This window comes from Marivirga harenae, from assembly GCF_030534335.1.
Taxonomy (GTDB): Bacteria; Bacteroidota; Bacteroidia; order Cytophagales; family Cyclobacteriaceae; genus Marivirga; species Marivirga harenae.
Map to the genome: position 1 here is coordinate 2,648,623 of NZ_CP130565.1, position 23,819 is coordinate 2,672,441.

A 23,819-nucleotide genomic window follows, 5' to 3' on the forward strand; every position below is an offset into this window, starting at 1 on the left:
CTTTTTTTACTCTCCAAAAATCTCTTTAATGACCCATCCCTTTCCCCATTCTTCTATCTCTTTCTTTGACCATAGTTCAGGGAAAAAGATACGTTTTTGGAACCTAGGGGGTAAATATTGCTGCCAATTTGTACCACCTGTTGCAGGCACATCCTTATTCTCTTGTTGTAAATACCTGACCGCAGATTTGTAGTGAACCAGAGGCCAAAAAACATTTACATTCAAATCAAAGTTTCGCAAAGCTTCCTTTAGTTTTTCATTGTTTTTAGAGTCTTGGTCAAGTGACAAATATTTTAAATAAATATTTTTATCCTGAAAACGTTTAATCCATTCAAGAAATTCCTCTTTGTATTTTTTTTCAAATTGCTCTAGGGTCAGTGTTTTTTGGCCTGTTTCCACTTCTGTTGCCCCTTCTTTCCAATAAATATGCTCATATTTTTCTTCAAGAGATGCATTTTCGCAGGCCTCTTTTTTCTCTTTTCTAACCAAATGAATTAGTGGAGTGGATGCAAATTCAATTAACCTATATTGCGCGGATTGAAATCCACTTGCTGGTAAAAGAGCCATTCGAAATCTTTGGAACTGTTCTTTTTCCATTCCTTGGACCATAATATCGAATGAATGAGTTAAAGTCTCAAAGTATTTATTCATTCTGTTTATTCTTCTAAGGAAAAAGCCAACGTCTAATTTCTCATTCCAACCTAAATCTTCTCCGTTTTCGCCAATAATCTGACCATTATTAGCAATTTGTTCCATTTCATTGAGGCACATTTTGAAATAGAGCTCCGTAATTTGATGATACATGATGAAAATTTCTTCATCGGGGAAGTCCGTCTTTGGTCTTTGAAGAGTTAATAGTGTATCAACACTTATGTAGTCCCAATAAGTAGTGTAGTTTGATAACAGTAATCCGTCAAGATAAGCTGATAAGTCCTGTCCCATTGACTGATACTTAAGATTCAGTTTTTCTAAACTTTTATTGATCTGTTCTGTGTTCATAGGTTAAAAAATAAGTATTAGTGCAAATTTCCCCTTTTTTGAAGGTTTCTTGAAAATACTTTTAAATTTGCACTATTCAATTGAGCTAACAAAGTTACAAAAATAAAAACGACTAAATATTTATGACTAATCAATCAACCGACCAATTTGAGTCACCGGATTTTTACGCTTTAGATGGGTTGCTAACAGAAGAACACAAATTAATCAGACAATCAGTCAGAGATTTTGTGAAAAAAGAAATCAGTCCCAATATTGAGGAATGGGCACAAAATGCACATTTTCCATATGAAATAGTAAAAAAGTTTGGTGATGTAGGAGCCTTTGGTCCAACTATTCCACAAGAGTATGGCGGTGGAGGTTTAGATTATGTTTCTTATGGACTCATCATGCAAGAGATTGAAAGGGGAGATTCAGGGATGCGATCAACAGCCTCGGTTCAGGGTTCATTGGTGATGTATCCGATTTATGCTTTTGGAAATGAAGCCCAAAGAAAGAAGTATTTACCGAAATTAGCATCAGGTGAATGGCTGGGAAGTTTTGGATTAACAGAGCCTGATCATGGTTCTAATCCAGGAGGCATGACAACTAATTTTAAGGATAAAGGAGACCATTATCTTCTTAATGGTGCAAAAATGTGGATTTCCAATTCCCCTAAGTGTGATGTTGCTGTTGTATGGGCTAAAGATGAATCAGGAAGAATCCACGGATTGATTGTAGAAAGAGGCATGGAAGGGTTTACCACTCCGGAAACTCACGGCAAATGGTCTTTACGGGCGAGCACTACCGGTGAATTAGTTTTTGATAATGTGAAAGTACCAAAGGAAAATTTATTAGAAGGAAAATCAGGATTAGGTGCTCCCATGAAATGCTTAGATTCTGCCAGATTCGGAATAGCCTGGGGTGCTATTGGAGCTGCAATGGATTGCTATGATTCAGCAAGAAGGTATTCCTTAGAACGTATCCAGTTCGGTAAGCCAATTGCTTCTTTCCAGTTGACTCAGAAGAAGTTATCAGAGATGTTGACGGAAATCACCAAGTCGCAATTGTTAAATTATAGACTGGCACAATTAATGGATGAGGGCAAAGCCTCAACGCCTCAAATTTCACTTGCAAAGCGTAATGCGGTGGAAATAGCATTAAATATTGCTAGAGAAGCAAGACAAATTCACGGGGGAATGGGAATTACTGGAGATTATCCAATGATGCGACATATGGCAAACCTCGAGTCTGTAATAACGTATGAAGGAACACACGATATTCATTTGTTGATCTTAGGGAAAGAAATTACTGGAATTGCAGCATTTGAATAATTTTTTAACATAAATCAAATGGATTAATGGAAAAATTTGAAGAATTTAAGAACTCATCTACAAAGAAAATAAAAGAATTAAAAACGGAATTTGAGGTATTAAAAGCAGAAGCGCGAAATGCTCAGTCTGAGCGCAACGATGAGATTGCGGAGAATCTGACAAGGTTGGAAAAACTGCAAAATGAGCTAGAAGAGAAATACTCTAGAGTCGAAAATTTTGGAGATATAGCAGCTCAGGAATTGAGTGACGCTTTTTTTTCGTCCACAGAAGCTTTTAAGGACATAATTAACCAAACCAAGGATAAATTAAAATAGAACTAAGAGCCAGGGTTTTCCTGGCCTTTTTTATGAAATTTTATTGTGCATTTCCACTGGAAGTTATTTTGTTTATCTTCATAGCTGAAAACAATAATTATGAAGATATTAATATCAACCTTACTATTCCTTTCCTGCCAACTTGCATCTGCGCAAGATTATGGTAGCTCAAAAGCAGACAGTTTACTAAATGCCATTGAAGAGCACGATGAAGGAATGGGTTCCGTTGCTGTTCTGAAAGATGGCCAACTATTGTATCAAAAAGCCTACGGTTTTGCTGAAATCAAATCTAAGCAGAAGAATAATCCTAACACTTTATTCCGAATAGGTTCTATATCCAAAACTTACACTGCAACGCTTGTAATGAAGGCAGTAGAGGAGGGGCTGTTAAAACTAGATGATAAACTATCCAAGTTTTATCCTGAATTTGAAAATTCTGATCAAATATCAATAAGCCATATGCTACAGCACAGAAGCGGCTTATATAATTTTACAAATTCACCTTTCTATGTCCAGTATATGACACAGGCAAAGACAAAGTCTGAAATGTTGGAGATTTTATTATCTACAAAAAATAACTTTAGACCTGATGAAGGACATGAATACTCCAATACAGCCTATGTTTTATTGTCTTATATTTTGGAGGATGTTTACGGGTTGAAATACGGAGATATCCTAAAGGAAAAGATTTTGGTTCCCCTAAAACTTGAAAATACATATTTTGCGAAAGCAATAGATCAATCGGCAAATGCATCTGTCTCATATTTCAGGACAGCCCAATGGGAGGTTTCTCCCGAAACTAATATGATGATTACAATGGGGGCAGGAGGAATTTCAGCAACAGCAAAAGAGGTTGCGATATTTTACGAAGCTTTGTTTAATGGTGAAATATTAGAAGAGTCATCCTTGAGTAAAATGAAAGAGATTAAAGATGGTTTTGGTTACGGATTATTCCAAATGCCCTACTATGATCAAAAAATATTGGGCCATACAGGAGGTATCGATGGATTTCAGTCGGTGGCTGTCCACCTAGAGTCCGAAAATTTAACTGTCGTGATTTTATGCAATGCAGTTAGTTATAAAAGGAATGATATATTACTTGGGCTTTTAGCAGCCTATTTCGGGAAAGAATTTGAAATACCTGATTTCAAAGCAGGTGTTGCACTGCAGCGAGAAGAACTTATTGATTTTGAAGGTGTTTACAGCTCAGAAACCTTCCCGTTAAAAATAACAATTTCAATTGCAGATAATAGTCAATTGATGGCTCAAGCAACAGGGCAATCAGCTTTTCCATTGACAGCTATTAATCCCTATAGTTTTAAGTTTGATCCTGCTGGAATCAAAATAGTTTTTGATTCTGAAAATAGCTTGCTTACTTTGGAACAAAATGGAATGAAGTTTAAATTAAAGAAAGAAGTAGAAAGCACTGATGATTGAATATTTTGATTCTATTGGAATAGAAACGCCTTTTTTACGCTTATTTGTTTGTACGTGTGTCTCAATTATTATTGGGATTATCATCCGATATTTATTCTTCAAAACTTTACTTGTCCTTAATAAAAAGGATGACAGAGAACTGATAGGAATTCTGGAAAACCGTTTTAAAGGAAGTATTTTTCTGTTCATTCCAATGCTGATTATGCATAGTCTAATTCCGAGTTTAGAATTAGGGGTAAACATTAACGACTGGTTGCTATTGATAACAGAATCACTGATTATCGCTTCTTTCACTATAGTGGCTATCCGACTAATTTATTTTTTTCAAGATGTTCTCAATCAAAGGTTTAATATTTCTCATGCTGATAACCTGAAACAGCGGCAAGTAATTACGCAAGTTATCTTTGTTCGAAAAATTGTCATTTTCTTAATTACCATGATTGGATTGAGTTTATTCTTATTACAATTTGAAGGAGTAAGAAAATATGGAGCAACTTTTTTGACATCTGCCGGTGTAGCTGGTATAATTATAGGTTTGGCTGCGCAAAAAACTATTGGGAATTTATTGGCAGGAATACAAATTGCTTTTACTCAGCCAATTAAAATTGGAGACGCTGTATTTGTCGAAAAGGAATGGGGATGGATAGAAGAAATAAACTTGACCTATGTTGTAGTAAAGATTTGGGATCAAAGACGGTTGGTGCTTCCAATTACTTATTTCACCGAACAAACCTTTCAAAACTGGACTAGAAATTCTGCAGATATCATAGGTAGTGTCTTTTTATTTACCGATTACACAATTCCAATTGATGAATTAAGGAATGAATTTGAGTCAATTTTGGCAAATACTGATTTATGGAATAAAAATGTTCAAGTCCTTCAGGTTACAGACTGCACTGAAAAAACAATGCAGATCCGAATGTTAATGTCAGCAAAGGACTCCCCAACAGCTTGGGACTTAAAATGTTTCGTTAGAGAAAAGATGTTAGTATTTATACAGGAAAATTATCCTACGGCATTACCAAAAACCAGATTGGAGATGACTCAATGAAGCTATTTCAATGTTTGATGTAACCAGTATAAAGTTTTTTGATTTTCACTACTGTTGATTGCATTTCTTATATTATACTTTTCGCGACCAGTCAAACGCCAGTTTAAGGATGCCCTTTCTTGTATATGGGTCATCTTTTTAATGCTATCGTCAGAAATAGTTTGTCCTGCATCATAAGTTAGCATGGCATGACTTAAGTTACCGTCAAACCATTCTGAGGCATATTCTATTAGTAAATCATTACGTGTATCTTGCACATTGGACCAGTTATTATATATGTTACTGATAGGAGTAAAGAGTTTTTCTAAAATCGATAAGTTCTGTTTTTTATCAATTATTGCTGCTTTTTTAGAATCTCTGATGGTTAAAATAATGACACCAGAAGTGTTTTCTGCAATCCAATCTTTAAAGTTGTACAAAAATAAAACGGCATCACTTACCCCAAAATTATCTGCTAAACCTGCATCCATAATTTCAAGACTAGGATTGCTAGGAAGGTTTACGTTGGGAGTTATATATGGAAACGAAGCACTCATTCTCAGCGCAGTCAAAAAGCTAAGATTTTCCGAACCCTGATCTTTGAACATCCTTAAAAAATCAATACTTCTATTATCCATCAATGTATTCAATGAATCATCAGTAATGGATTTGCTAGACATATAGCTAGTACTATTTGGGGTAATGTATAATTTCCTACCGTCATTAACGCTGGTTGGCGCTAACAGTAACATAGGGATTTCAGCTTTCAATTCAGGTTCTTTATAATCAATGATTCTCTTATTTAAAATCCCCCCTAAGTTTCTATTTAGCTTCTGCTCAAACGCATATCCTCTATCTTTCGGGTAGCTATATCCGCCATAGTCAAAAGACTGATATCGAAAGAAAATGTCATTGGTCAGTAAACTAAATATTATAGGGTTGAGAGCTTCTTTTCCAATGTTTGATAGATATTGAGAGTCGTAAATGTTAATGTCATTATTTTTTTTCTCTAAATATTTAAGCTCTCGGAAGTAGGCGGCTCCTATTAACCCTCCTGATGCACCTGAAATACTAACGGTATGTTTAAAGAGGTTTCCGTTAGTGATACTGTCTGCCTTTTGCAGTGCATTCATTGTCCAATATGCTGCCCGCTGTCCGCCACCACTGGCAGTTAGCAAAATCATTTTAGGTTTTTGTTCAAATCGCTGTCTCCAATTATTTAGAATTTTTAAAGTAGTGTTTTTATCCTCGTTTATTACGGTATCATTACTCAATTTGTCAATAGCATTTTGACTATAAAGAGTTGCTTCGGTTTCATAATCAAGTCCGTGGGCATAATGCGTTTTACTTATGAAGTCAACTGTAGATAGATAATTGATAAGAAAGAAGATGGTAATTGCCCCCGTAATTGCCCAGGATCGAAACCAAAAGGTGATAGCTCCAACTGCCATTAATATGATGCTAATAAAAAGAACTGCACTTGCAGCTGCAGGAATTTGAAAGTATGGGTAATCCCTAAAGGCCCCTAAAATTAGGATAATAACAAAAATAAAAAGCTCTGCTATTACCGTATTAAGATGATTTTGATCAAAGATACTGTTAATGACCCCAAATATTTTTTTATCATCTTGTTGATTAACTTTTACCCATTTGAATTTCAAATCGAAAAAACCTACTACTTCAGTTTGCTGTTTTTTAAGATCTTTGTGATATTTAACTGCTGCAATCCTTCCAATCGTAAGTTTCTTTATTCTTTTCTCTACACGTTCGGCTAATACTTCCCTAAAATCTTTATTGGTGAACCAAAAGTAAAGCTGTAAAATAAAAATAGATATAAAAATACCCAAGGGAACAGCAGAGGCAAGAATAGATGCTTGCCAAAAGCCCATGAATTCATAGAGCATTTGATAATTGATTACCTGAATAACATAGTTGATTATAAAAGCGATTGGAATAAGTGAATTATTTAATGAGAATTTAGAAAAAGGTTTGGTTATGGTGCTGATAAAATGAAATTTATAACCGTCTAAAATGTAGGAGGCAATATTAAAGGCCACTATTAATCCACCTAGGGTTAAACCGACAATCAGATAGCTTTGAAAACTAACTTCATTTAAATATTCAGGAGAAAGAAAAAGATACGGGATGCCTAACCCTTTTGCAAAGCCGCCATTAATAATTGAAAATAGCAGCACCCAACAAAGTAACAATAATTGATTCTTCTTAAAATGATTTAGAATCAATTGAAATGGAAATGAATAGACTATTGAATGGATACGTTTTTTCATAAATATATCATTTCCTTATAACAAGGCACTTCTATAAATCTTCAAATAGGAAGTTGTTGATGGCATATTTTACTAAACCTGCCAAAGTTTTTGAGCCCGTTTTCTCCATTAAATTCCTCTTATGCGCTTCCACAGTCCTTATGCTAATAAATAATTTATCTGCAATTTCTTGATTGCTTAATTCATCAATAATTAGTCTCAATACTTCTTTTTCTCTTTTGGAGATGGCAACTACATCAGCGTCTTGTTTCTTCTTGCTCATGAAGTCCATAATGGCTTTGGTAGCTTCCTGAGCATAATAAGTATCCCCTTGAAATACAGTCTTCACCGCATCTACAATCTCTTTCTCCCTTGCGTTTTTTAATAGGTATCCTGAGGCCCCAGCTTGTAACATTTGCTTTACATACTGGCTGTCTTTTATCATTGTAAGTGCGATAATTTTCACTTCGGGAAATGCTTTATGTACTTCTGCTGCTAATTCGACACCATTCATTTCAGGCATACTGATGTCGGTCAGCATTACATCAACTGCTTCAGGATTTTTTTCTAAAAAAATCAAAGCTTGTTTTCCGTCGCTAGCTTCACCGGCAATAGTGATCTCATTTTCTTCTTTTTCCAGATAAAACCTTATCCCGTCCCGGATTAAACGGTGGTCATCAACTAACAAAACTTTTATCATTCCGAAATATAATAATAACTTTATACAACTGTAAAAATTAAACTATGGAAGATAGTAAAAATAAAAAACCAAGAGTATTTTATCTTGATGATGACGAAATCAATCTAGCCATACTGGAAGCTAATTTAGAAGATTATTATGAAATTATAGGCTTTAGTGATCCTAACAAATCCATAAAATTCCTCAAAAAAAATGAGGTTGATGTGATCTTAACGGATCAAATCATGCCATTGATGGACGGAATTGAATTCTTACAGGCCATTCAAAACATTCAGCCAAATGTTGGTAGGATATTATTAACAGGTGTAGTGAATCACGAGGTGATGCTGCAAGCTATTAATAAAGTAAATATTTATAGGTTTCACGAAAAGTCGGACAATTTTGACGGCTTAAAATTTGATATTGATAATGCATTCCAGATGGTAGTTGCATTAAGACAGAAAGACTATTATTACAAACAGTTGATTGAGACATCTGAAAAGCTGAAAATAATCTCAGATAATGTTCCTGCCCAGATTATACATACCGATTTGGATGGAAATATTTTGGAAATAAATCAAGAAACTACTGCCCTGACGAAGGCTAGCATTGGAAAAAATATTTCTGACTATTTACCTGATGATGAATTAAAAAAGCTTTTTCAAACAATGGCTAGAGTGGTTAGAACCAAAAAAAGTCATAATATTATTACGCGAGCCTTTAATTTTTATGAAAATTTCCAATGGTTTTCGACAGTTATTGGTCCTTTACATTCCAAGAATGAGCTAAGTGGATTTCTTATGGTAAGTCAGGATATAACAGATCGGATTAATCATGAAGAAAAAATCATGTCTGCCGTAATTGAGGCTGAGGATCGACAAAAAAGTAAAATAGCTAGAGATATTCATGACGGACTTCAACAGACCCTGACTATAGCACTTTTGAATTTTGAATCTTTGGATGAACAATCAATTCAGATTTCAGAAAATGAACTTGAAAAATTCAAACAGGGTGTTAAATTCTTAAGAAAAGGATTGCAGGAGACGAGAAGTATTGCGTACGAGTTGATTCCTAAGTCCGTAGAGGATTTCGGATTTGTTGATACTATAAAAGAGCTTATTGGAGAATTTAATAACACTTTAGATGATACTGAATTCAATTTCTACACCAATCTTGATAAAAGAATTGAAGATTTGAACATTGAATATAATCTTTTCAGAATAACTCAAGAATCATTGAATAATATAATTAAATATGCTAATGCAACTGAAGTTTTTGTACAATTAACACGATATGACAATATTTTACAATTGACCATCGAAGATAATGGGAAAGGATTTGACGTAGAGAAAAAGCTCAATTCAGACTTCAGTTTTGGGTTGTTTAATATGAATAAAAGAGCGGAAAGTTTGTCTGGAAAAATGACCATTGAATCAAAAGACGGCACCTTAGTTTTTGTAGAAATACCTCTAAGAAAGAAAATAAATAACAATTCTAAGGAGATTGAAAATTAGCTTGATGTAACAATATTTATTCTAAAGGGTTAATATTAAAGTACTTTTTAATGTAAATAATCAAATTATGGATACGAAAGATGCTTTAAAGCAAAAACTTGTTTCACAATACGAGGAATGGAAAGCCGATTTTAATAAGTTGAAGGCAGAAACCAAAGGAGCTTATGCTGAAGGCCAGTTAGAAGGCAGTAAGGAAGCAAAAGAATTGGAATCTAATATGGATAAAATAGAAGCTTTTATTGATAAGCTGGAAAATGCCAATGAAGAAGACGTTCAAGAATTAAAATCTAAAGCAGATGGTCAATTAGACGGACTAAAAAGTGCCTGGCAGAACTTAAAGGATAAATTTAATACGACTAGATAAATTTTTAAATTTTAAAAAATATAAGCTATCGATCTATTTAGATAGCTTATATTTTGCATAATCCCTTACTATTTTACCTCAGTTACTTTCAACATATTAGTTCTATTCTTTTCTTTGATTGGCATACTCGCCATTAAAATGATGATATCACCGCTTTGAACATGATTATCTCTTTTCAAAGTTTTCTCAATGTCAGCAAAGGTCTTATCGGTACTTTCATAATTTTCATAAATGTAGCCCCTTACACCCCATACCAGATTAATGGTTTCTAGCAAATCATGATTTCCAGTGAAAATGAAGATTCCCGCTTTTGGACGGTGACTTGCTAATCTGTAAGCAGTATATCCAGATTTGGTCATTCCAACAATAGCTTTTGCATTGGTTTCCTCAGCTAGCTTACAAGCTGTTTGCACTAAATTATCGCTGTTAAAAGTCGCGGAATTTCGCGATACATGGCCGTATTTGTGGTAGATAGAATCATGTTTTTCAATGCTTGCAATAGTATTAGACATGCTCAAGACAGACTCAACAGGATATTGTCCCGCTGCTGATTCGGCAGATAGCATAACTGCATCCCCACCATCTAAAATTGCATTGGCCACATCATTTGTTTCTGCCCTAGTAGGCCTAGGGTTTTCGATCATACTTTCCATCATCTGTGTAGCTACAATCACAGGTTTACATGCATCATTACATTTTTTGATGATCATTTTTTGAGCTAAAGGAACATCTTCCATCGGGATTTCTACTCCTAAATCTCCACGAGCCACCATAACTGCATCTGTGGCTTCAATAATATTGTCAATATCTTTCAATGCCTCCGGTTTTTCTATTTTCGCTACTACTTTGCAATCTTTTCCGTTGTATTTAATTCTGTTTTTTAAATCAAGAACATCTGCAGCAGAACGTACGAATGATAAAGCAATCCAGTCTACTTCATTTTTAAGGCCAAATTTTAGATCTTCTAAATCTTTGTCTGTTAAACTAGGGGCTGAAACTTTTGTAAAAGGGAGATTGATACCTTTTTTTGATTTCAATTCATTTCCATAAATAATTTTAGTTTTTACTTCCGTTTTATCAGATGACAGAACTTCCAACTGAATGTTACCGTCATCAATTAGAATAAGATCGCCTTTTTTGACATCAGAGGGGAGGCCTTGATAAGTAGTAGATGCTTTCTTAGCATCTCCTTCCATTTCTTGAGTTGTTATGATAAATTCGTCTCCAGCCTTAATGTTGACACAGCCACCTTTAATCTCCCCAAGTCTAATTTTTGGGCCTTGTAAATCTTGAAGTATGCTGACGTTAGTGCCCCATTCTCTATTGATTTCTTCAATATATTGCAAAGTTTGCTGATGGACTTTATGGTCGCCATGTGAGAAGTTGAGTCTAAAAACATCCGCACCTGCTTTTACTAACTTTTGTAACATTTCTTTAGTGTTGGAAGCTGGGCCAACTGTTGCTACTATTTTTGATTTGTTAAATTTGATGCTTTCTTTTTTCATTGTAAATAGATTTATGTCATTAGGTTCACAACCGATTTCAGCCGGTTGGCATCCAATATTTGAATCAAAATTACATTTTTTATTTTACTTAGTGTACTTTTTACATTAAGTATTTCCAATTCTTCAGTATCATCTTGTATAATGAGGAAATAATCAATATTTTTCATTTCTGGAATTAGGAAAGCTTGCTGAGCCTCACTTTCATTTAATTTATTTTTCAGTAATTTTATGGAAATGTTCTCTGTTTGATGTCGAAAACAAGAAGTGTTGAGGTGAAGCCCTTTTTTAAGTTCAATAAAATGGTCCTTTGTTCTTTTTAGAGTAAAATGAGTATGTTGATTTATATGCCAGGCCATTTGAAAATCGGTCAATGCAGAGGAGATGGCCAGAAGTTGAAAATCAACCTTGAAGGTATCTTGTAACAATTTATTGTTCATGTGATCAAGTTATGAATATTTCAATTTAATCTAAAACTTGATTAATAAAGTTGCAACAAAAAGCAAAATACTTGGACGAAAGGAAAAAAATTGTTTGACATTAATGGGGGAAATACATTTCTTTGCGGAGTATTTAAAACTAAAATTCTAAAATAATGTCTGAAATAGCACAGAAAGTAAAGGCAATTATCATTGACAAACTAGGAGTAGAAGAGTCAGAAGTGACTGCAGAAGCAAGTTTCACCAATGATTTGGGAGCAGATTCACTGGATACAGTGGAGTTGATCATGGAGTTTGAAAAGGAATTTAATATTTCTATTCCTGATGATCAAGCCGAAAACATTGGTACTGTTGGACAGGCCATTTCTTACTTAGAAGAAAACGTAAAATAATTTAATAGCTCAAAATTCTTTTATGAATTTAAAAAGGGTAGTTGTAACGGGACTGGGTGCATTAACACCTATTGGTAATTCTGTCGAAGAATACTGGGAGAATCTTGCTTTGGGAAAAAGTGGTAGCTGGTCCCATTACTAAATTTGATGCGTCCAAATTTAAAACGCAATTTGCCTGCGAGGTAAAAAATTTCCAAGCTGAGGATTATCTAGACCGAAAAGAGGCTAGAAAGATGGATCCATTCACTCAGTACGGAATGATTACGGCAGAGCAAGCAATTCAAGATTCTAAACTCGACTTATCAAAAATAGATTTAGACAGGGCAGGAGTGATTTGGGGCTCAGGAATCGGGGGGTTAAAAACGTTTCAAGATGAAGTAGATAACTTTGTATCAAACGATAGAAATCCGCGCTTCAATCCATTTTTTATTCCCAAAATGATTTCTGATATCTGTGCAGGACTTATCTCCATAAAATATGGATTTAGAGGTCCAAATTTTGTGACAGTATCTGCATGTGCATCGGCAACGAATGCCTTAATTGATGCCTACAATTATATCCGTCTTGGAAAAGCTGATATATTCATATCTGGTGGCTCTGAGGCTTCTGTAACCGAAGCAGGGATCGGTGGCTTTAATGCCATGAAAGCATTGTCAGAAAGAAATGATGATCCGAGTACGGCATCTCGTCCATTTGACAAAGACAGAGACGGATTTGTTTTAGGCGAAGGTAGTGCGGCTTTGATTCTTGAAGAATATGAGCATGCTGTGGCCAGAGGAGCTAAAATTTATGCAGAAGTTATTGGAGGTGGAATGTCTGCTGATGCCCACCATATGACTGCACCACACCCAGAAGGATTAGGAGCTACAAACGTAATGAAATATGCCTTGGATGATGCTCAAATTGATGCTTCTGAGGTGGACTATATAAATGTGCATGGAACCTCTACTCCATTAGGAGATTTAAGTGAGTCCAGTGCTATAAAAAATGTGTTTGGGGATCATGCTTATAATTTAAATATTAGCTCGACCAAGTCCATGACTGGGCATTTATTAGGTGCTGCTGGGGCAGTTGAAGCATTAGCTTGTATCTTTGCTTTAGAGAAGCAAATGGTTCCACCTACTATAAACCATTTTACAGATGATGAGGAATTCGATCCAAAATTGAATTTCACATTTAATAAAGCGCAAGAACGAAAAGTAAAAACAGTATTAAGCAATACCTTTGGTTTTGGTGGGCATAATACTTCTATCTTACTTAAGAAGTTAGATTAATTTCCGACCTTGATTAGGCGATTTTTAACTTCATTCAAAAAATTATCAAAAAAAGACAAAAGGCTTGTCGCTACAGTTAAATCAATTGTTGGCTACAAGCCTTTTCGTTTAGAGTTATTTCAGTTGGTGACACAGCATTCCAGTGTAGCTAAAACTCTTCCCAATGGCTTTAGGGCTTCAAACGAAAGACTTGAATATCTAGGGGATGCAATATTAGGAGCTGTAGTGGCGGACTATCTTTTCAAAAAATATCCCTTTAAGGATGAAGGCTTTCTTACCGAGATACGTTCTAGATTAGTAAACCGAGAATCATTGAGCTTATTGGCTAAAAAAATTGGTATCAGCCAAATGTTGGAATCTGATTTTTCCAAAAACCGATACCATTTTAAGTCAATCTATGGCGATATGATGGAGGCCTTTATTGGTGCAGTATATATCGATAGAGGATACCAGTTCTGCAAGACGTTTATAATCAATAAATTACTGATCCCGCATTTTGATTTAGATGAAATAATTGAAAATAATACCAATTATAAAAGTATTCTAATTGAATGGTCACAAAAGGAAAATAAATCTATAAGATTCGATATTGAAGATTATAAACAAGAAGGGATGAAAAAGGAATTTAGAGCTGTTATTATAATCAATGGTGATAAGTTTGCTAAAGGGGCTGGACTCAATAAGAAGAAAGCGGAGCAGAATGCTGCTTTTAAAGCTTGTCAGAAATTAAAACTGTCTTAGGAACAGATAGTTTAATTTGTTGTTATAAAACCATAATTATGAAAATTGCAGGCGCAACTCTTAATCAAATCCCATTAGATTGGAAAGGTAATACTCAAAACATCTTAGAGGCATTGATGGATGCTGAAAAACAGGGGGTAAAGTTATTGTGCTTTCCTGAATTAAGTATTTGTGGCTATGGTTGCGAGGATGTTTTTCTGAGTGATTGGATGTGGGAGAAAGCTTTAAGAACCTTAACTGAAAAAATCCTGCCACTTGCTCCGGCTTTGGCTTTTACTGCGGGATTACCAATAAAACATGAGGGTAAATTATATAATTGCATTGCTTTTTGCAAAGATGGAACTATACAATCCATCATTCCAAAACAAAATTTAGCGAAGGATGGTGTTCATTATGAACCCAGGTGGTTTACCGAATGGGAGGTCAACAGGAAGGATACTTTAAACTTAAATGGAGAAGAAATCCCAATCGGTGATTATACGATTGATTTTGAACATTATACTATTGGATTTGAGATTTGTGAAGATGCTTGGAGAGTTGATAGACCTGCCAATAGGCTAAGAAAAAGAGGAGTTAATTTAATTTTAAATCCCTCTGCAAGTCATTTTGCTATTGATAAATCTTTAAGTAGACAGGAATTGGTTGTGAGCAGTTCTAAAGATTATAGTTGTACTTATATCTATGCAAACTTATTAGGAAATGAAGCCGGCAGGATGATCTATGATGGTGAACTAATGATTGCTAAGGATGGAGAGCTAAAGTTCAGAAATGAATTACTGTCTTTTAAAAATTATCAGCTAGGAATTTGGGATACAGAAAAAGAGCACTCAAAGATTGCTGCAAACTTTGAATCAAATCCAAATCAAGAATTCACAAAGGCGGTGAGTTTGGCATTATTCGATTATTTAAGAAAAAGTCATAGTAATGGTTTTGTCTTATCTTTGAGTGGGGGAGCTGACTCATCCACTTCAGCAGTTTTGGTTGCAGAAATGATCCGTTCAGGGATAGAGGAATTGGGATTAGAACTATTTCTACAGAAGATTCATAAGGCAGTGTGGTTTTCGGAATTGGAAAACAAACAGAATGCTAGAAAGGAAATCGCTAATCGGATATTCGCCACTGCCTATCAAAGCACAGAAAATTCAGGTAGCGCTACATTGGAGTCTGCTCAAAAACTTGCAGAAGAAATTGGTGCAGTTTTCTATCATTGGGGAATCGATGAAGAAGTAAAAAGTTATACCGAGAAAATATCCGAGAAAATTGGAAGAAAATTGAACTGGAGCGAAGATGATATTGCACTTCAAAATATTCAAGCCAGAGCTAGATCACCCATTATATGGATTTTAGCAAATATTAACAATGCGCTTTTACTAACTACTTCAAACAGGAGTGAAGGAAGTGTTGGTTATACCACGATGGATGGAGATACTAGTGGAAGTATAGCGCCTATCGCGGCTATTGATAAGCCTTTTATTATTCAATGGCTAAAGTGGGCTGAGAAGACTTTATCTTATAAAAGTTTAAGCTATGTTAACAGCTTACAGCCTACTGCTGAACTAAGACCTGAGGATCAATCTCAATCCGATGAAACAGATTTAATGCCATATCCATTATTGCAAAGGATAGAAGAATTGGCGATACGGGAGAGGTTGTCACCATTAGGTGTCTATAAAGAAATCAAATCGTCTTGGAGCGGAGACCTGAGTAGTCTAAAATCTTCCGTTCAAAAGTTTTTTAAGTTATGGACAAAAAATCAATGGAAGAGAGAAAGAATTGCTGTTTCCTTTCATTTGGACGACTATAATGTAGATCCTAAAACTTGGTGTAGATTTCCTATTTTGTCATCTTCATTCAAAGAGGAACTTGAAGATCTGGAAAAAGCAGAATAAATCATTGAGATTTCTCATTTTACCCTAATTTTGTGTTAAACGAAAATAGAATATGCTTAGCTACATAGTATGGTCACCGAAGCCTTACATTCTTGATTTGGGATTTACTGAATTAAGATGGTATGGTTTACTTTTTGCCCTGGGATTCATTATATCTCAACAAATAATGTTTTACATCTTTAAAAAAGAAGGGAAAAAAGAGAGGCAAGTTGAAGTTTTAACCCTTTATATGGTTGTGGCTACTATAATTGGAGCTAGATTAGGACATGTCCTTTTCTATGAACCAGTGAGATATTTAAGTAATCCCCTAGACATTTTGAAGATATGGGAAGGTGGTTTAGCAAGTCATGGTGGTGCCGCAGGCATTTTAATAGCACTCTATTTATTCTCAAGAAAATATCAAGACATAAGCTATTTATGGATTCTGGATAGAATCGTGATAGTAGTAGCAATTACGGGTGCCTTAATTAGAACAGGCAACTTCATGAATTCTGAAATCATAGGTAGTCCTACTGACAAATCGTTTGGAGTTGTTTTTGGGCGAGAAGTTGAATTAAGATTAAGTTATCTTGCTTCTGCCATAGAGGATGTTGAAATTGAAAGTGTTAGTAAATCGAAATTGATTGAAGGTTCTCTTGAAAGCGAGTTTGAACATCCTGTGAAGTTGATTGTGGCCTATAATGATAAAAATAAATTGGAGGATGTGAAAAGATTTTCTGAGACCCAATTGTTAAATAAACTTCAAGAAGATAATATTCGGCAGCATGTAAAATTTTCAAAAAATACTGAATTTGACTATAATCAAAAAGGTGGTTTTATTTACGTGACAACCTACGGAGATGGAGTCCCTAGACATGCATCCCAATTGTATGAAGCCATTTCATGTTTACTGATTTTCTTGTTATTGTTTTATTTATGGAATAAAAACAGAAGTGGATTGGCAGACGGCCGACTTTTTGGTATCTTCCTGATTGCTTGTTTTGGTTTGAGATTTCTTTATGAATTTATTAAGGAAAACCAGGTAGCTTTTGAGGATGGACTAGTCCTTAACATGGGGCAGTGGTTAAGTATTCCATTGGTATTGGCTGGATTTTATTTTATTTTTCAATCTTTTAAAGCTGAGAAAGGAATTTAGGGAACAGGGTCAAAACCAGATCCACCCCATGGATGGCACTTCGAAATCCGTTTTGCTGATAATTTCGAACCTTTAAATAAACCATGTTTTAATATAGCCTGTTTAGTATATTCTGAACAGGTGGGTGTAAAACGACAGGAAGAAGGAAATAAAGGTGATATACCATACTGATAAAACAATACTGGCCACACAGCAATTTTTCGTACGATTTTTGTTAATTGATACTTTTTGTTTTGTCCCAAGTTCAAATTTTATGAATTAAAATTAGTAAGAAATTAAAATAATATCTTTAAATATCGAGTCAAATCTTAAGCTTTCCTTGAAATTTATATTCAAGCTTAGTCTGCTATGTGTCATTTTCCCAGTACTAAGTTCTCATAACGCAAAAAGTCAAGTGACGGTTGAAACTGATTTAGGAAGACTTGAAGTAGTTAACAGAACCAAAGATAGCCTCCAAAATCAAATTCTTTTTTTAGAAAAAATCGAAATTAGGGGGAATAAGAAAACAAAACGAAGGATTATTACCCGAGAAATAGATATCCAAGCTAACGTCAGCTATCCTTTTAGGGAGTTGAAAGACTTGATTAAGCTTGATGAAAATAAGATTTTCAATACTGGTTTGTTCAATAGTGTCAGAGCTGAGCTGGAATTTGTAGAAGGAAGCGAAAATAATATTAAAGTTGTATTCTTCGTAGAGGAGAGGTGGTATATATGGCCGAGCGTCATCTTTAAACTAGCGGATAGGAACTTTAGTGACTGGCTATTCAATCAGAATGCAGCCACTGATCGATTTGAATATGGTTTTAAGTTTGATCAGTTCAATGTTCGGGGGTTAAATGAGCGTTTGTCAGCAATGGCACAGTTCGGTTTTAAAAGGCGTTTTTATTTTGGTTATAACATTCCGTACTTAAATAAAGATCAAACTTTTGGTATGGGTTTAAGCTTTTCATTCAGTGAATTAGATCAAATTGATTATACAAATATTGCTAATAAACGCCTGTTTATTGATGCGGACAGTATATTCGGAGACGATGGTGAAAGGCAAATCATCTCAAATACACTTACTAGCAATTTGGTTTTCAACTACAGAGAATCGTACTACAATACGCACACCATGCGGTTAACCTACTCGCGAACTACGATCCTCGAGGAAGTTCTTCAATTCAATGAGGACTATTTGGGGAGAAATGGTGAGGTAGAGCAAAACTATATTGGTTTATCCTATATTTTTAGGAGAGATTTTAGGGATCGTAATAATTACCCCCTTAAAGGCTTTTTGATTGACGGGAGATTTACCAAAATGGGCTTAGGAATTTTTAATGATATCAACCAAGGCAATATACAAGCACACTTGGCTTATTTTAAGCCCCTAAAATATAACTTTAATATAGCTTCTTCATTCACTGGCTATACTAGTTTCCCGCGCTTTCAACCTTATAATTCTATGCAGGGATTGGGTTTTGCTAATAATCTCTTGAAAGGCTATGAGCTATATGTTATTCAAGGTCAGCATTACGCAATGAATAAAACTGAGTTTAAGAAAAGGCTATTTTCAATTGAAGCTAATTTAGGAAGATTGATGCCATTAAAACAATTTAGAAAAGTTCCGATTGCAGCTTATTTTAAAGTATTTTATGATCATGCTTACGTTCAAAATAATTTGCCCCAAAGCAGCAAAACTACTGTGAGCCCACTCTTATCCAATAGGTATATATATAGTTATGGTGCCGGATTAGATATTGTAACTTATTATGATGCAGTTGTGAGGTTTGAATATTCTATCAATGCTTTAAATGAAGGAGGATTTTTCATTAATGTGAAATCTGGTATTTAAGTTTAAGAAAATTTTATTTACTCAAAAGCACTGGTTACTAAAAAAAGTAAAACGAAGAAATACAAATCAGAATCCTATTTAAAGCGTAGACTCTATTTAATATCTGATTTATCAACCTTTTTCTTTTTCCCAAACCTGTTGAAATAATACCAATTCCCTATTTTTTCACCTTTACTATAATATCCTTCGTAGGTTTTTCTTCCCTTATCATCAAAGTATTGCCATAGCCCATCTTCTTTCCCATTTTGATAGTCGCCTGTTTGAATAATTTGACCTGATTTATTGAAGAATTGCCACGGACCATCTGGTAGTCCTTTCTGATAATTTCCAATTTGTCGTAATCTGCCGTTTTCATAGAAAAAATCCCACTGTCCGTGATAGTTACTATCTAAATATTCCCCCTGTTTTTCAACCTGACCATTTTCAAAAAAATAAACTGATCTACCTTCCAATTCTCCATGCAGCCAATTTTCTTCGGAGGAAATCTGTCCGTTCGGATAGTAATTGATAATCTCGCCATTTAGTTTGCCATCTTGATATTTTTCTATTGCATTTATTTCGCCATTGGGATAGAAGTACTTCCAATGTCCATGTTTTGCGTTATTTTGAAGTTCACCAAAGGCTTTCAGCTCTCCAGAATCGTAATATATTGAATCAAGCTGAGCGAAGATTTCAGTCGGAAAGCTTAGAACAAAAATTGCGTATGCACAATATTTTTTATAATTTTTCAACTTATTTTTCATTTAGGCTCCTAGCTAATTTAATCACTTTGAGCTTATAATTTGTATTAAGTGCATGAAAATTTTCAACCTCATACCCATTTTATTGATTATATCTCTTAAAACTCATGCGCAATCTATATACGCCCCAGTATCAAGTCGAGGGATTGGCATGGGGGATGCCTCTGTCACTGTAGACGGTTACTGGGCCTCTTTTCAAAATACTGCAGGAATTACTTCTACTAATAGTTTTGAAGTTGGAGCCACTTATGCAAACAGATTTAGCATGCCGGGCATGGATTTTATGGCAGTCGGTATCACCAGCAAACTGCCTTTCGGTCATGCATCTCTCAATGTTTTCCGCTTTGGGGATGATATTTATAATGAGCATAAAGTCTCGCTAGGATATGCTACTGAAATTGGAATAATTAGAATTGGAGGAAGGACCAATTATCTTCAGTATGTGGTACAGGATTTAGGTACTAGAAGCAGCTATTCTGTTGATTTTGGTGGAATCGCTATGTTAACTCCACAGTTGGCAATTGGTGCTCAAGCCTTGAATATTACTCAGTCTAGCTTAAATGCCAAAACTGAAGAACGAGTTCCCACTTTATTGAAATTGGGAATATCCTACAGACCAAGAGATTATTTCATGATAAATGCGGAAGCTGAAAAGGATATTTTAAAAACAACTTTACTAAAGCTTGGTGCAGAATATAATTTCTTAGACAAATTCTATTTACGGACAGGACTAAATAGTAATTCATTTCAGTCCTTCTATGGGCTAGGCTTTCAGTATCTGAGTTTTCAGTGGGATTATGCCCTTAGTAATCATGCGGAAATGGGATTTTCACATAGTGTTTCTATGCACTATAAATTGAATGCGAAATGAAGATTTCATTTTTTACTATAATACTTTTCATTTCAGCACTAGCCAATCCTTTTAATTCCCAAGCCCAAGAGTTTGACTTAGAAGATTTTATTGAGCGTAATTTTTCAGTGCAAGACGAGAATACCAATTATGAAGATATTTATGAAGCTTTGTTTCAACTTTACCAATCGCCAATCAACCTAAATATTGCCTCGCGTCAAGATTTACAATCAATATTATTGCTTTCCAATATTCAAATAAATGAGTTTTTGACGCACAGAGCAAAAAACGGAAAATTGCTAAGTATTTATGAACTTCAGTCCATTCCTGAATTTGATCTGGAAACTATAGACGAAATTCTTCCTTTTGTAAGCGTACGAGAAACTGGCTTGCAAGCTGATAATAGACCATTATTACAAAGAATATTAAATGAAGAGAATAATTATTTAATTATTAGATCTGACAGAACGCTAGAAAAGAGGCGAGGATATATTTCTACAAAAGAACGGGAAAGAGAATATTTAGGTGATCCATATAGAGTTTACACCCGCTTCAGAGTAAAGCACACAGATGATTTTAGTCTAGGGTTTACAACTGAAAAAGATGCAGGAGAACAATTTAAATGGGATCCCAGTCATAGTCAATACGGGATGGATTATTGGTCTTTTCATGTACAGTTGGAAAATCAGGGAAGGTTAAAGAATATTGTTGTTGGTGACTATCAGTTGCAATTTGGGCAGTCTTTATTGTTTGGTGCTGGCTTCGCAATAGGCAAGGGGAGTCAAACGGTAGCAACAGCACGTAGAAGTAATCTTGGTGTTTTACCTTACACCTCCGTGCTGGAGACTAATTTCTTTAGAGGGATTGCCACCACAATTGAGTTGAATGATTTCTTGGATTTGACCACCTTCTATAGCTATAGTCCGATCAATGGAAATTTAGATTCAGATTCAGCAAGAAGTGCTGAAGAGTTTTTCACCTCCATCAGATTGACTGGTTTTCATCGGACTGAAGATGAGTTAGCCGGAAAAAATGCTATCAACACGCAGAATTTTGGAGGTAATCTACTATTTAATACCGAAAGGGAAAACTTGAATATTGGTTTAAATTATATACATACTATTTATGATCGACCATTTTTTCGCCAGCCTAATAAATATAATCAATTTGAATTTGGTGGAACTGAAAATCAGAATTATGGCCTTTTTGCTAATTATTATTGGCGTAATTTTCATTTATTTGGGGAAAGCGCCATCAGTAGTTCTGGAGGAATTGGGCCATAGGTGGTTTTATCGCTTCGATCACTCCAAGTCTGCAGACCAGCTTTATCGTAAGGAATTATGATAGAGATTTTCATACATTTTATGGGACCGCTTTTGGCGAAAGTACTAGGAATATAAATGAGCAAGGCGTTTACTGGGGAATAAAATTTCAACCCTTCAAACGACTGACTTTTTCCGGATATTATGATCGTTTTAATTTCCCATGGCTTAGATTTCGTGCTGATGGACCATCCATAGGAAATGAGTTCTTAGGTCGAGTTACTTATCGGTTTAGTAGAGAAATAAAATTATATGCTCAAGCGAGAGTTGAAAGTAAAGAGCGGAATGTAGATCTAGAGGATAATCCCAACCTATATGGATTGTCTACAGCTGAGAAAAGAAATTACATCTTAAATTTAGATGTCAGACCAAAAGGTATTATTTCACTAAAAACCAGAGCACAGTTTAGTGAATTTTTGCTTCAAGGGGAATATTCAACTGGGATGGCCTTAATTCAGGATGTTAATTTTGACTTCGGAAGGTTTCGGTTAAGTACACGATATTCTATTTTTGACACTGACGATTTCGAAAATAGGCAATATGTTTATGAGAAGGATGTTTTATATGCGTTCTCAATCCCGGCCTATCAAAATGTGGGAAGTCGATCTTATGCTCTTTTGCAGTATAAATTTTCAAAGAAACTGCAAATGTGGGCTCGATATGCCCAGTTTCGATTTGTGGATCAGTTTACTGTAGGAACTGGTAATGAAGAAATAGAGGGGGATACCAGGTCGGAGGTAAAAGTGCAGATGATGATGAGGTTTTAGAGGTTAGTTAAAATCAGTTAAAAATGGATTTCTAAACCTAAATATAATCCGCATTCCTTTGGAATTTTTGTGTTGTATTTCTGTAGCTGTTACCAAAAGTTCATTCTTTTGGAACTTAGATGCTATGAAATTTATTGATAAAAATGTCATTTACTTCTTAAGCATCTGATTAGCGATTGGTCAAATAAAATCCCATTTAATTTCCGCAAAACTTTTTTCTTGAATAAATTGTACTCTATTATATGTTTTTGAACTCTTATGTGAATGAAAAAATCCTTATTAATTGTAGTCTTTATAATTTTCATGCTTTCAGCCTGCAAATACAGCACGCCTCCGGAAATGCTGATGGGTAATTGGTACGTGGCTTCGGTAAAAGCAAATGGGCACGAAATGATCAATGATTACTTGGATGCCAATACGCGCTATCTGATTTTTAAAGAAGAAGGCTCTTATCAAGTAGGGCTATTAGATACCACAAGGGAAAAAAGCTGGATGATAAAGCCAGATAAAAATGAACTAGTAATGATGAATGGAAGCCCTTTTGATGATATAAAGACCTGGAGTGTTAAGGCATCAGATGAATTGGTTTATTTGACTGACAAGCGCAATCATTTCCGTATTACTTTAAATAGAAAAGCCAAATTACCCAAAATTGAAATAGCTGACCCAAATGCGTTAGTGGGGAAATGGGTTCTTGACAAAGTAACCGTAAATGGTTATAATAATACTGATAAGTATGCCTTTCCAAACCGTTGGATTCTTCTTTCTGATAATGGTAAATTCTATAATGGTAGTGAAAAAGGTGATCAAAATGTTGGTTATTGGGAAGCGAATAGTTCATTGACAAAGGTTGACTTTTTTGCACAAAAGGATCAAGATGAATCTTTTATTTCGTTTAATATAGCTAATAATACGCTTTGGTATGAAAAGGAAACTGATAATTACGACCAGCCGCAGGTAAGAGTGTATTTTAAAAAAAAATGACTAAAATTCAAATCATCCAAGATAATCTCCGATCA

The 23,819-nt window shown here is 34.9% G+C and carries 22 protein-coding genes and 1 pseudogene; 16 read left to right on the forward strand and 7 right to left on the reverse strand.

Features of this window, described 5'->3' with window-relative positions:
* Positions 1 to 6: 6 nt before the first annotated feature.
* Positions 7 to 999 (reverse strand): tryptophan 2,3-dioxygenase family protein, encoded by a 993-nt coding sequence (locus tag Q3Y49_RS11480; RefSeq protein ID WP_303268312.1) that lies wholly within the window; start codon positions 997 to 999, stop codon positions 7 to 9.
* A 122-nt stretch (positions 1,000 to 1,121) separates the two neighbouring features.
* Here Q3Y49_RS11480 and Q3Y49_RS11485 point away from each other — a divergent pair, with 122 nt between their 5' ends.
* The 4 genes from Q3Y49_RS11485 (at position 1,122) to Q3Y49_RS11500 (ending at position 5,111) form a co-directional block, all read left to right on the forward strand.
* Positions 1,122 to 2,309: an acyl-CoA dehydrogenase family protein gene (locus Q3Y49_RS11485; protein ID WP_303268314.1), complete on the forward strand. Its 1,188-nt coding sequence runs from the start codon at positions 1,122 to 1,124 to the stop codon at positions 2,307 to 2,309.
* A 26-nt stretch (positions 2,310 to 2,335) separates the two neighbouring features.
* Positions 2,336 to 2,623 carry a sll1863 family stress response protein gene (locus Q3Y49_RS11490; RefSeq protein ID WP_303268316.1) on the forward strand — a complete coding sequence of 96 codons (288 nt, stop codon included), beginning with the start codon at positions 2,336 to 2,338 and terminating at the stop codon, positions 2,621 to 2,623.
* 99 nt (positions 2,624 to 2,722) lie between these two features.
* The gene (locus Q3Y49_RS11495) at positions 2,723 to 4,060 is read left to right on the forward strand and encodes a serine hydrolase domain-containing protein (RefSeq protein WP_303268318.1); all 1,338 of its coding nucleotides are present in this window, start codon (positions 2,723 to 2,725) and stop codon (positions 4,058 to 4,060) included.
* Complete coding sequence (locus Q3Y49_RS11500) at positions 4,053 to 5,111, forward strand: mechanosensitive ion channel family protein (protein ID WP_303268320.1); 1,059 nt, start codon at positions 4,053 to 4,055, stop codon at positions 5,109 to 5,111. Before Q3Y49_RS11495 ends, Q3Y49_RS11500 begins: the two co-directional genes overlap by 8 nt.
* Positions 5,112 to 5,113: 2 nt before the next feature.
* Here the strand turns inward: Q3Y49_RS11500 and Q3Y49_RS11505 are convergent, their stop codons facing one another.
* On the reverse strand, positions 5,114 to 7,378 hold the full coding sequence (locus Q3Y49_RS11505) for a patatin-like phospholipase family protein (protein ID WP_303268321.1): 2,265 nt from the start codon (positions 7,376 to 7,378) through the stop codon (positions 5,114 to 5,116).
* A 31-nt stretch (positions 7,379 to 7,409) separates the two neighbouring features.
* The gene (locus Q3Y49_RS11510; protein WP_303268323.1) at positions 7,410 to 8,057 is read right to left on the reverse strand and encodes a response regulator transcription factor; all 648 of its coding nucleotides are present in this window, start codon (positions 8,055 to 8,057) and stop codon (positions 7,410 to 7,412) included.
* 44 nt (positions 8,058 to 8,101) lie between these two features.
* Between Q3Y49_RS11510 and Q3Y49_RS11515 the strand changes: the two genes are divergently transcribed.
* Both Q3Y49_RS11515 and Q3Y49_RS11520 read left to right on the forward strand, forming a co-directional pair.
* On the forward strand, positions 8,102 to 9,550 hold the full coding sequence (locus Q3Y49_RS11515) for a response regulator (RefSeq protein ID WP_303268325.1): 1,449 nt from the start codon (positions 8,102 to 8,104) through the stop codon (positions 9,548 to 9,550).
* A gap of 67 nt (positions 9,551 to 9,617) precedes the next feature.
* On the forward strand, positions 9,618 to 9,914 hold the full coding sequence (locus Q3Y49_RS11520) for a sll1863 family stress response protein (RefSeq protein WP_303268327.1): 297 nt from the start codon (positions 9,618 to 9,620) through the stop codon (positions 9,912 to 9,914).
* 68 nt (positions 9,915 to 9,982) lie between these two features.
* Here Q3Y49_RS11520 and pyk read toward each other — a convergent pair whose 3' ends face one another.
* Together pyk and Q3Y49_RS11530 are read right to left on the reverse strand one after the other, a co-directional pair.
* Entirely contained in the window at positions 9,983 to 11,419 is a 1,437-nt protein-coding gene (gene pyk, locus Q3Y49_RS11525; RefSeq protein ID WP_303268329.1) for a pyruvate kinase, read from the reverse strand.
* A gap of 11 nt (positions 11,420 to 11,430) precedes the next feature.
* Positions 11,431 to 11,856, reverse strand: coding sequence for an IPExxxVDY family protein (locus tag Q3Y49_RS11530; protein WP_303268330.1), 426 nt, complete (start codon positions 11,854 to 11,856; stop codon positions 11,431 to 11,433).
* Between the two features lie 155 nt (positions 11,857 to 12,011).
* Here Q3Y49_RS11530 and Q3Y49_RS11535 point away from each other — a divergent pair, with 155 nt between their 5' ends.
* From Q3Y49_RS11535 to lgt, 5 genes and pseudogenes are all read left to right on the forward strand, one after another.
* Positions 12,012 to 12,248 (forward strand): acyl carrier protein, encoded by a 237-nt coding sequence (locus Q3Y49_RS11535; RefSeq protein ID WP_013453317.1) that lies wholly within the window; start codon positions 12,012 to 12,014, stop codon positions 12,246 to 12,248.
* Between the two features lie 22 nt (positions 12,249 to 12,270).
* A pseudogene (gene fabF / locus Q3Y49_RS11540) lies at positions 12,271 to 13,522 on the forward strand (beta-ketoacyl-ACP synthase II).
* Between the two features lie 9 nt (positions 13,523 to 13,531).
* On the forward strand, positions 13,532 to 14,263 hold the full coding sequence (gene rnc / locus Q3Y49_RS11545; RefSeq protein WP_303268337.1) for a ribonuclease III: 732 nt from the start codon (positions 13,532 to 13,534) through the stop codon (positions 14,261 to 14,263).
* A 38-nt stretch (positions 14,264 to 14,301) separates the two neighbouring features.
* Positions 14,302 to 16,152 (forward strand): NAD(+) synthase, encoded by a 1,851-nt coding sequence (nadE, locus tag Q3Y49_RS11550; RefSeq protein WP_303268339.1) that lies wholly within the window; start codon positions 14,302 to 14,304, stop codon positions 16,150 to 16,152.
* A gap of 52 nt (positions 16,153 to 16,204) precedes the next feature.
* Positions 16,205 to 17,287: a prolipoprotein diacylglyceryl transferase gene (lgt, locus tag Q3Y49_RS11555; protein WP_303268340.1), complete on the forward strand. Its 1,083-nt coding sequence runs from the start codon at positions 16,205 to 16,207 to the stop codon at positions 17,285 to 17,287.
* Here lgt and yidD read toward each other — a convergent pair.
* A complete protein-coding gene (gene yidD, locus Q3Y49_RS11560; RefSeq protein ID WP_303268342.1) occupies positions 17,284 to 17,529 on the reverse strand; it encodes a membrane protein insertion efficiency factor YidD in 246 nt (81 codons plus the stop codon). The two genes, lgt and yidD, sit on opposite strands and share 4 nt — an antisense overlap.
* A gap of 77 nt (positions 17,530 to 17,606) precedes the next feature.
* On the opposite strand from yidD, the gene Q3Y49_RS11565 reads away from it, so the two are divergent.
* Entirely contained in the window at positions 17,607 to 19,121 is a 1,515-nt protein-coding gene (locus Q3Y49_RS11565; protein WP_303268343.1) for a BamA/TamA family outer membrane protein, read from the forward strand.
* A 92-nt stretch (positions 19,122 to 19,213) separates the two neighbouring features.
* Here Q3Y49_RS11565 and Q3Y49_RS11570 read toward each other — a convergent pair whose 3' ends face one another.
* Positions 19,214 to 19,852: a toxin-antitoxin system YwqK family antitoxin gene (locus Q3Y49_RS11570; RefSeq protein WP_303268344.1), complete on the reverse strand. Its 639-nt coding sequence runs from the start codon at positions 19,850 to 19,852 to the stop codon at positions 19,214 to 19,216.
* Between the two features lie 64 nt (positions 19,853 to 19,916).
* On the opposite strand from Q3Y49_RS11570, the gene Q3Y49_RS11575 reads away from it, so the two are divergent.
* From Q3Y49_RS11575 to Q3Y49_RS11590, 4 genes are all read left to right on the forward strand, one after another.
* The gene (locus tag Q3Y49_RS11575) at positions 19,917 to 20,732 is read left to right on the forward strand and encodes a PorV/PorQ family protein (protein ID WP_303268345.1); all 816 of its coding nucleotides are present in this window, start codon (positions 19,917 to 19,919) and stop codon (positions 20,730 to 20,732) included.
* Positions 20,729 to 21,994, forward strand: coding sequence for a ComEA family DNA-binding protein (locus Q3Y49_RS11580; RefSeq protein WP_303268346.1), 1,266 nt, complete (start codon positions 20,729 to 20,731; stop codon positions 21,992 to 21,994). Before Q3Y49_RS11575 ends, Q3Y49_RS11580 begins: the two co-directional genes overlap by 4 nt.
* 359 nt (positions 21,995 to 22,353) lie before the next feature.
* Complete coding sequence (locus tag Q3Y49_RS11585) at positions 22,354 to 22,800, forward strand: hypothetical protein (RefSeq protein WP_303268347.1); 447 nt, start codon at positions 22,354 to 22,356, stop codon at positions 22,798 to 22,800.
* A gap of 264 nt (positions 22,801 to 23,064) precedes the next feature.
* A complete protein-coding gene (locus Q3Y49_RS11590; protein WP_303268350.1) occupies positions 23,065 to 23,784 on the forward strand; it encodes a hypothetical protein in 720 nt (239 codons plus the stop codon).
* Positions 23,785 to 23,819 lie beyond the last annotated feature (35 nt).

Coding starts and splice junctions, on each gene's coding strand:
- Q3Y49_RS11500 (WP_303268320.1), top strand. CDS start 4,053: ATGATTGAATATTTTGATTCTATTGGAATAGAAACGCCTTTTTTACGC.
- pyk (WP_303268329.1), bottom strand. CDS start 11,419: ATGAAAAAAGAAAGCATCAAATTTAACAAATCAAAAATAGTAGCAACA.
- Q3Y49_RS11510 (WP_303268323.1), bottom strand. CDS start 8,057: ATGATAAAAGTTTTGTTAGTTGATGACCACCGTTTAATCCGGGACGGG.
- Q3Y49_RS11520 (WP_303268327.1), top strand. CDS start 9,618: ATGGATACGAAAGATGCTTTAAAGCAAAAACTTGTTTCACAATACGAG.
- Q3Y49_RS11495 (WP_303268318.1), top strand. CDS start 2,723: ATGAAGATATTAATATCAACCTTACTATTCCTTTCCTGCCAACTTGCA.
- Q3Y49_RS11490 (WP_303268316.1), top strand. CDS start 2,336: ATGGAAAAATTTGAAGAATTTAAGAACTCATCTACAAAGAAAATAAAA.
- Q3Y49_RS11535 (WP_013453317.1), top strand. CDS start 12,012: ATGTCTGAAATAGCACAGAAAGTAAAGGCAATTATCATTGACAAACTA.
- Q3Y49_RS11530 (WP_303268330.1), bottom strand. CDS start 11,856: ATGAACAATAAATTGTTACAAGATACCTTCAAGGTTGATTTTCAACTT.
- Q3Y49_RS11580 (WP_303268346.1), top strand. CDS start 20,729: ATGAAGATTTCATTTTTTACTATAATACTTTTCATTTCAGCACTAGCC.
- Q3Y49_RS11480 (WP_303268312.1), bottom strand. CDS start 999: ATGAACACAGAACAGATCAATAAAAGTTTAGAAAAACTGAATCTTAAG.
- Q3Y49_RS11590 (WP_303268350.1), top strand. CDS start 23,065: ATGAAAAAATCCTTATTAATTGTAGTCTTTATAATTTTCATGCTTTCA.
- Q3Y49_RS11485 (WP_303268314.1), top strand. CDS start 1,122: ATGACTAATCAATCAACCGACCAATTTGAGTCACCGGATTTTTACGCT.
- Q3Y49_RS11515 (WP_303268325.1), top strand. CDS start 8,102: ATGGAAGATAGTAAAAATAAAAAACCAAGAGTATTTTATCTTGATGAT.
- nadE (WP_303268339.1), top strand. CDS start 14,302: ATGAAAATTGCAGGCGCAACTCTTAATCAAATCCCATTAGATTGGAAA.
- Q3Y49_RS11505 (WP_303268321.1), bottom strand. CDS start 7,378: ATGAAAAAACGTATCCATTCAATAGTCTATTCATTTCCATTTCAATTG.
- lgt (WP_303268340.1), top strand. CDS start 16,205: ATGCTTAGCTACATAGTATGGTCACCGAAGCCTTACATTCTTGATTTG.
- Q3Y49_RS11575 (WP_303268345.1), top strand. CDS start 19,917: ATGAAAATTTTCAACCTCATACCCATTTTATTGATTATATCTCTTAAA.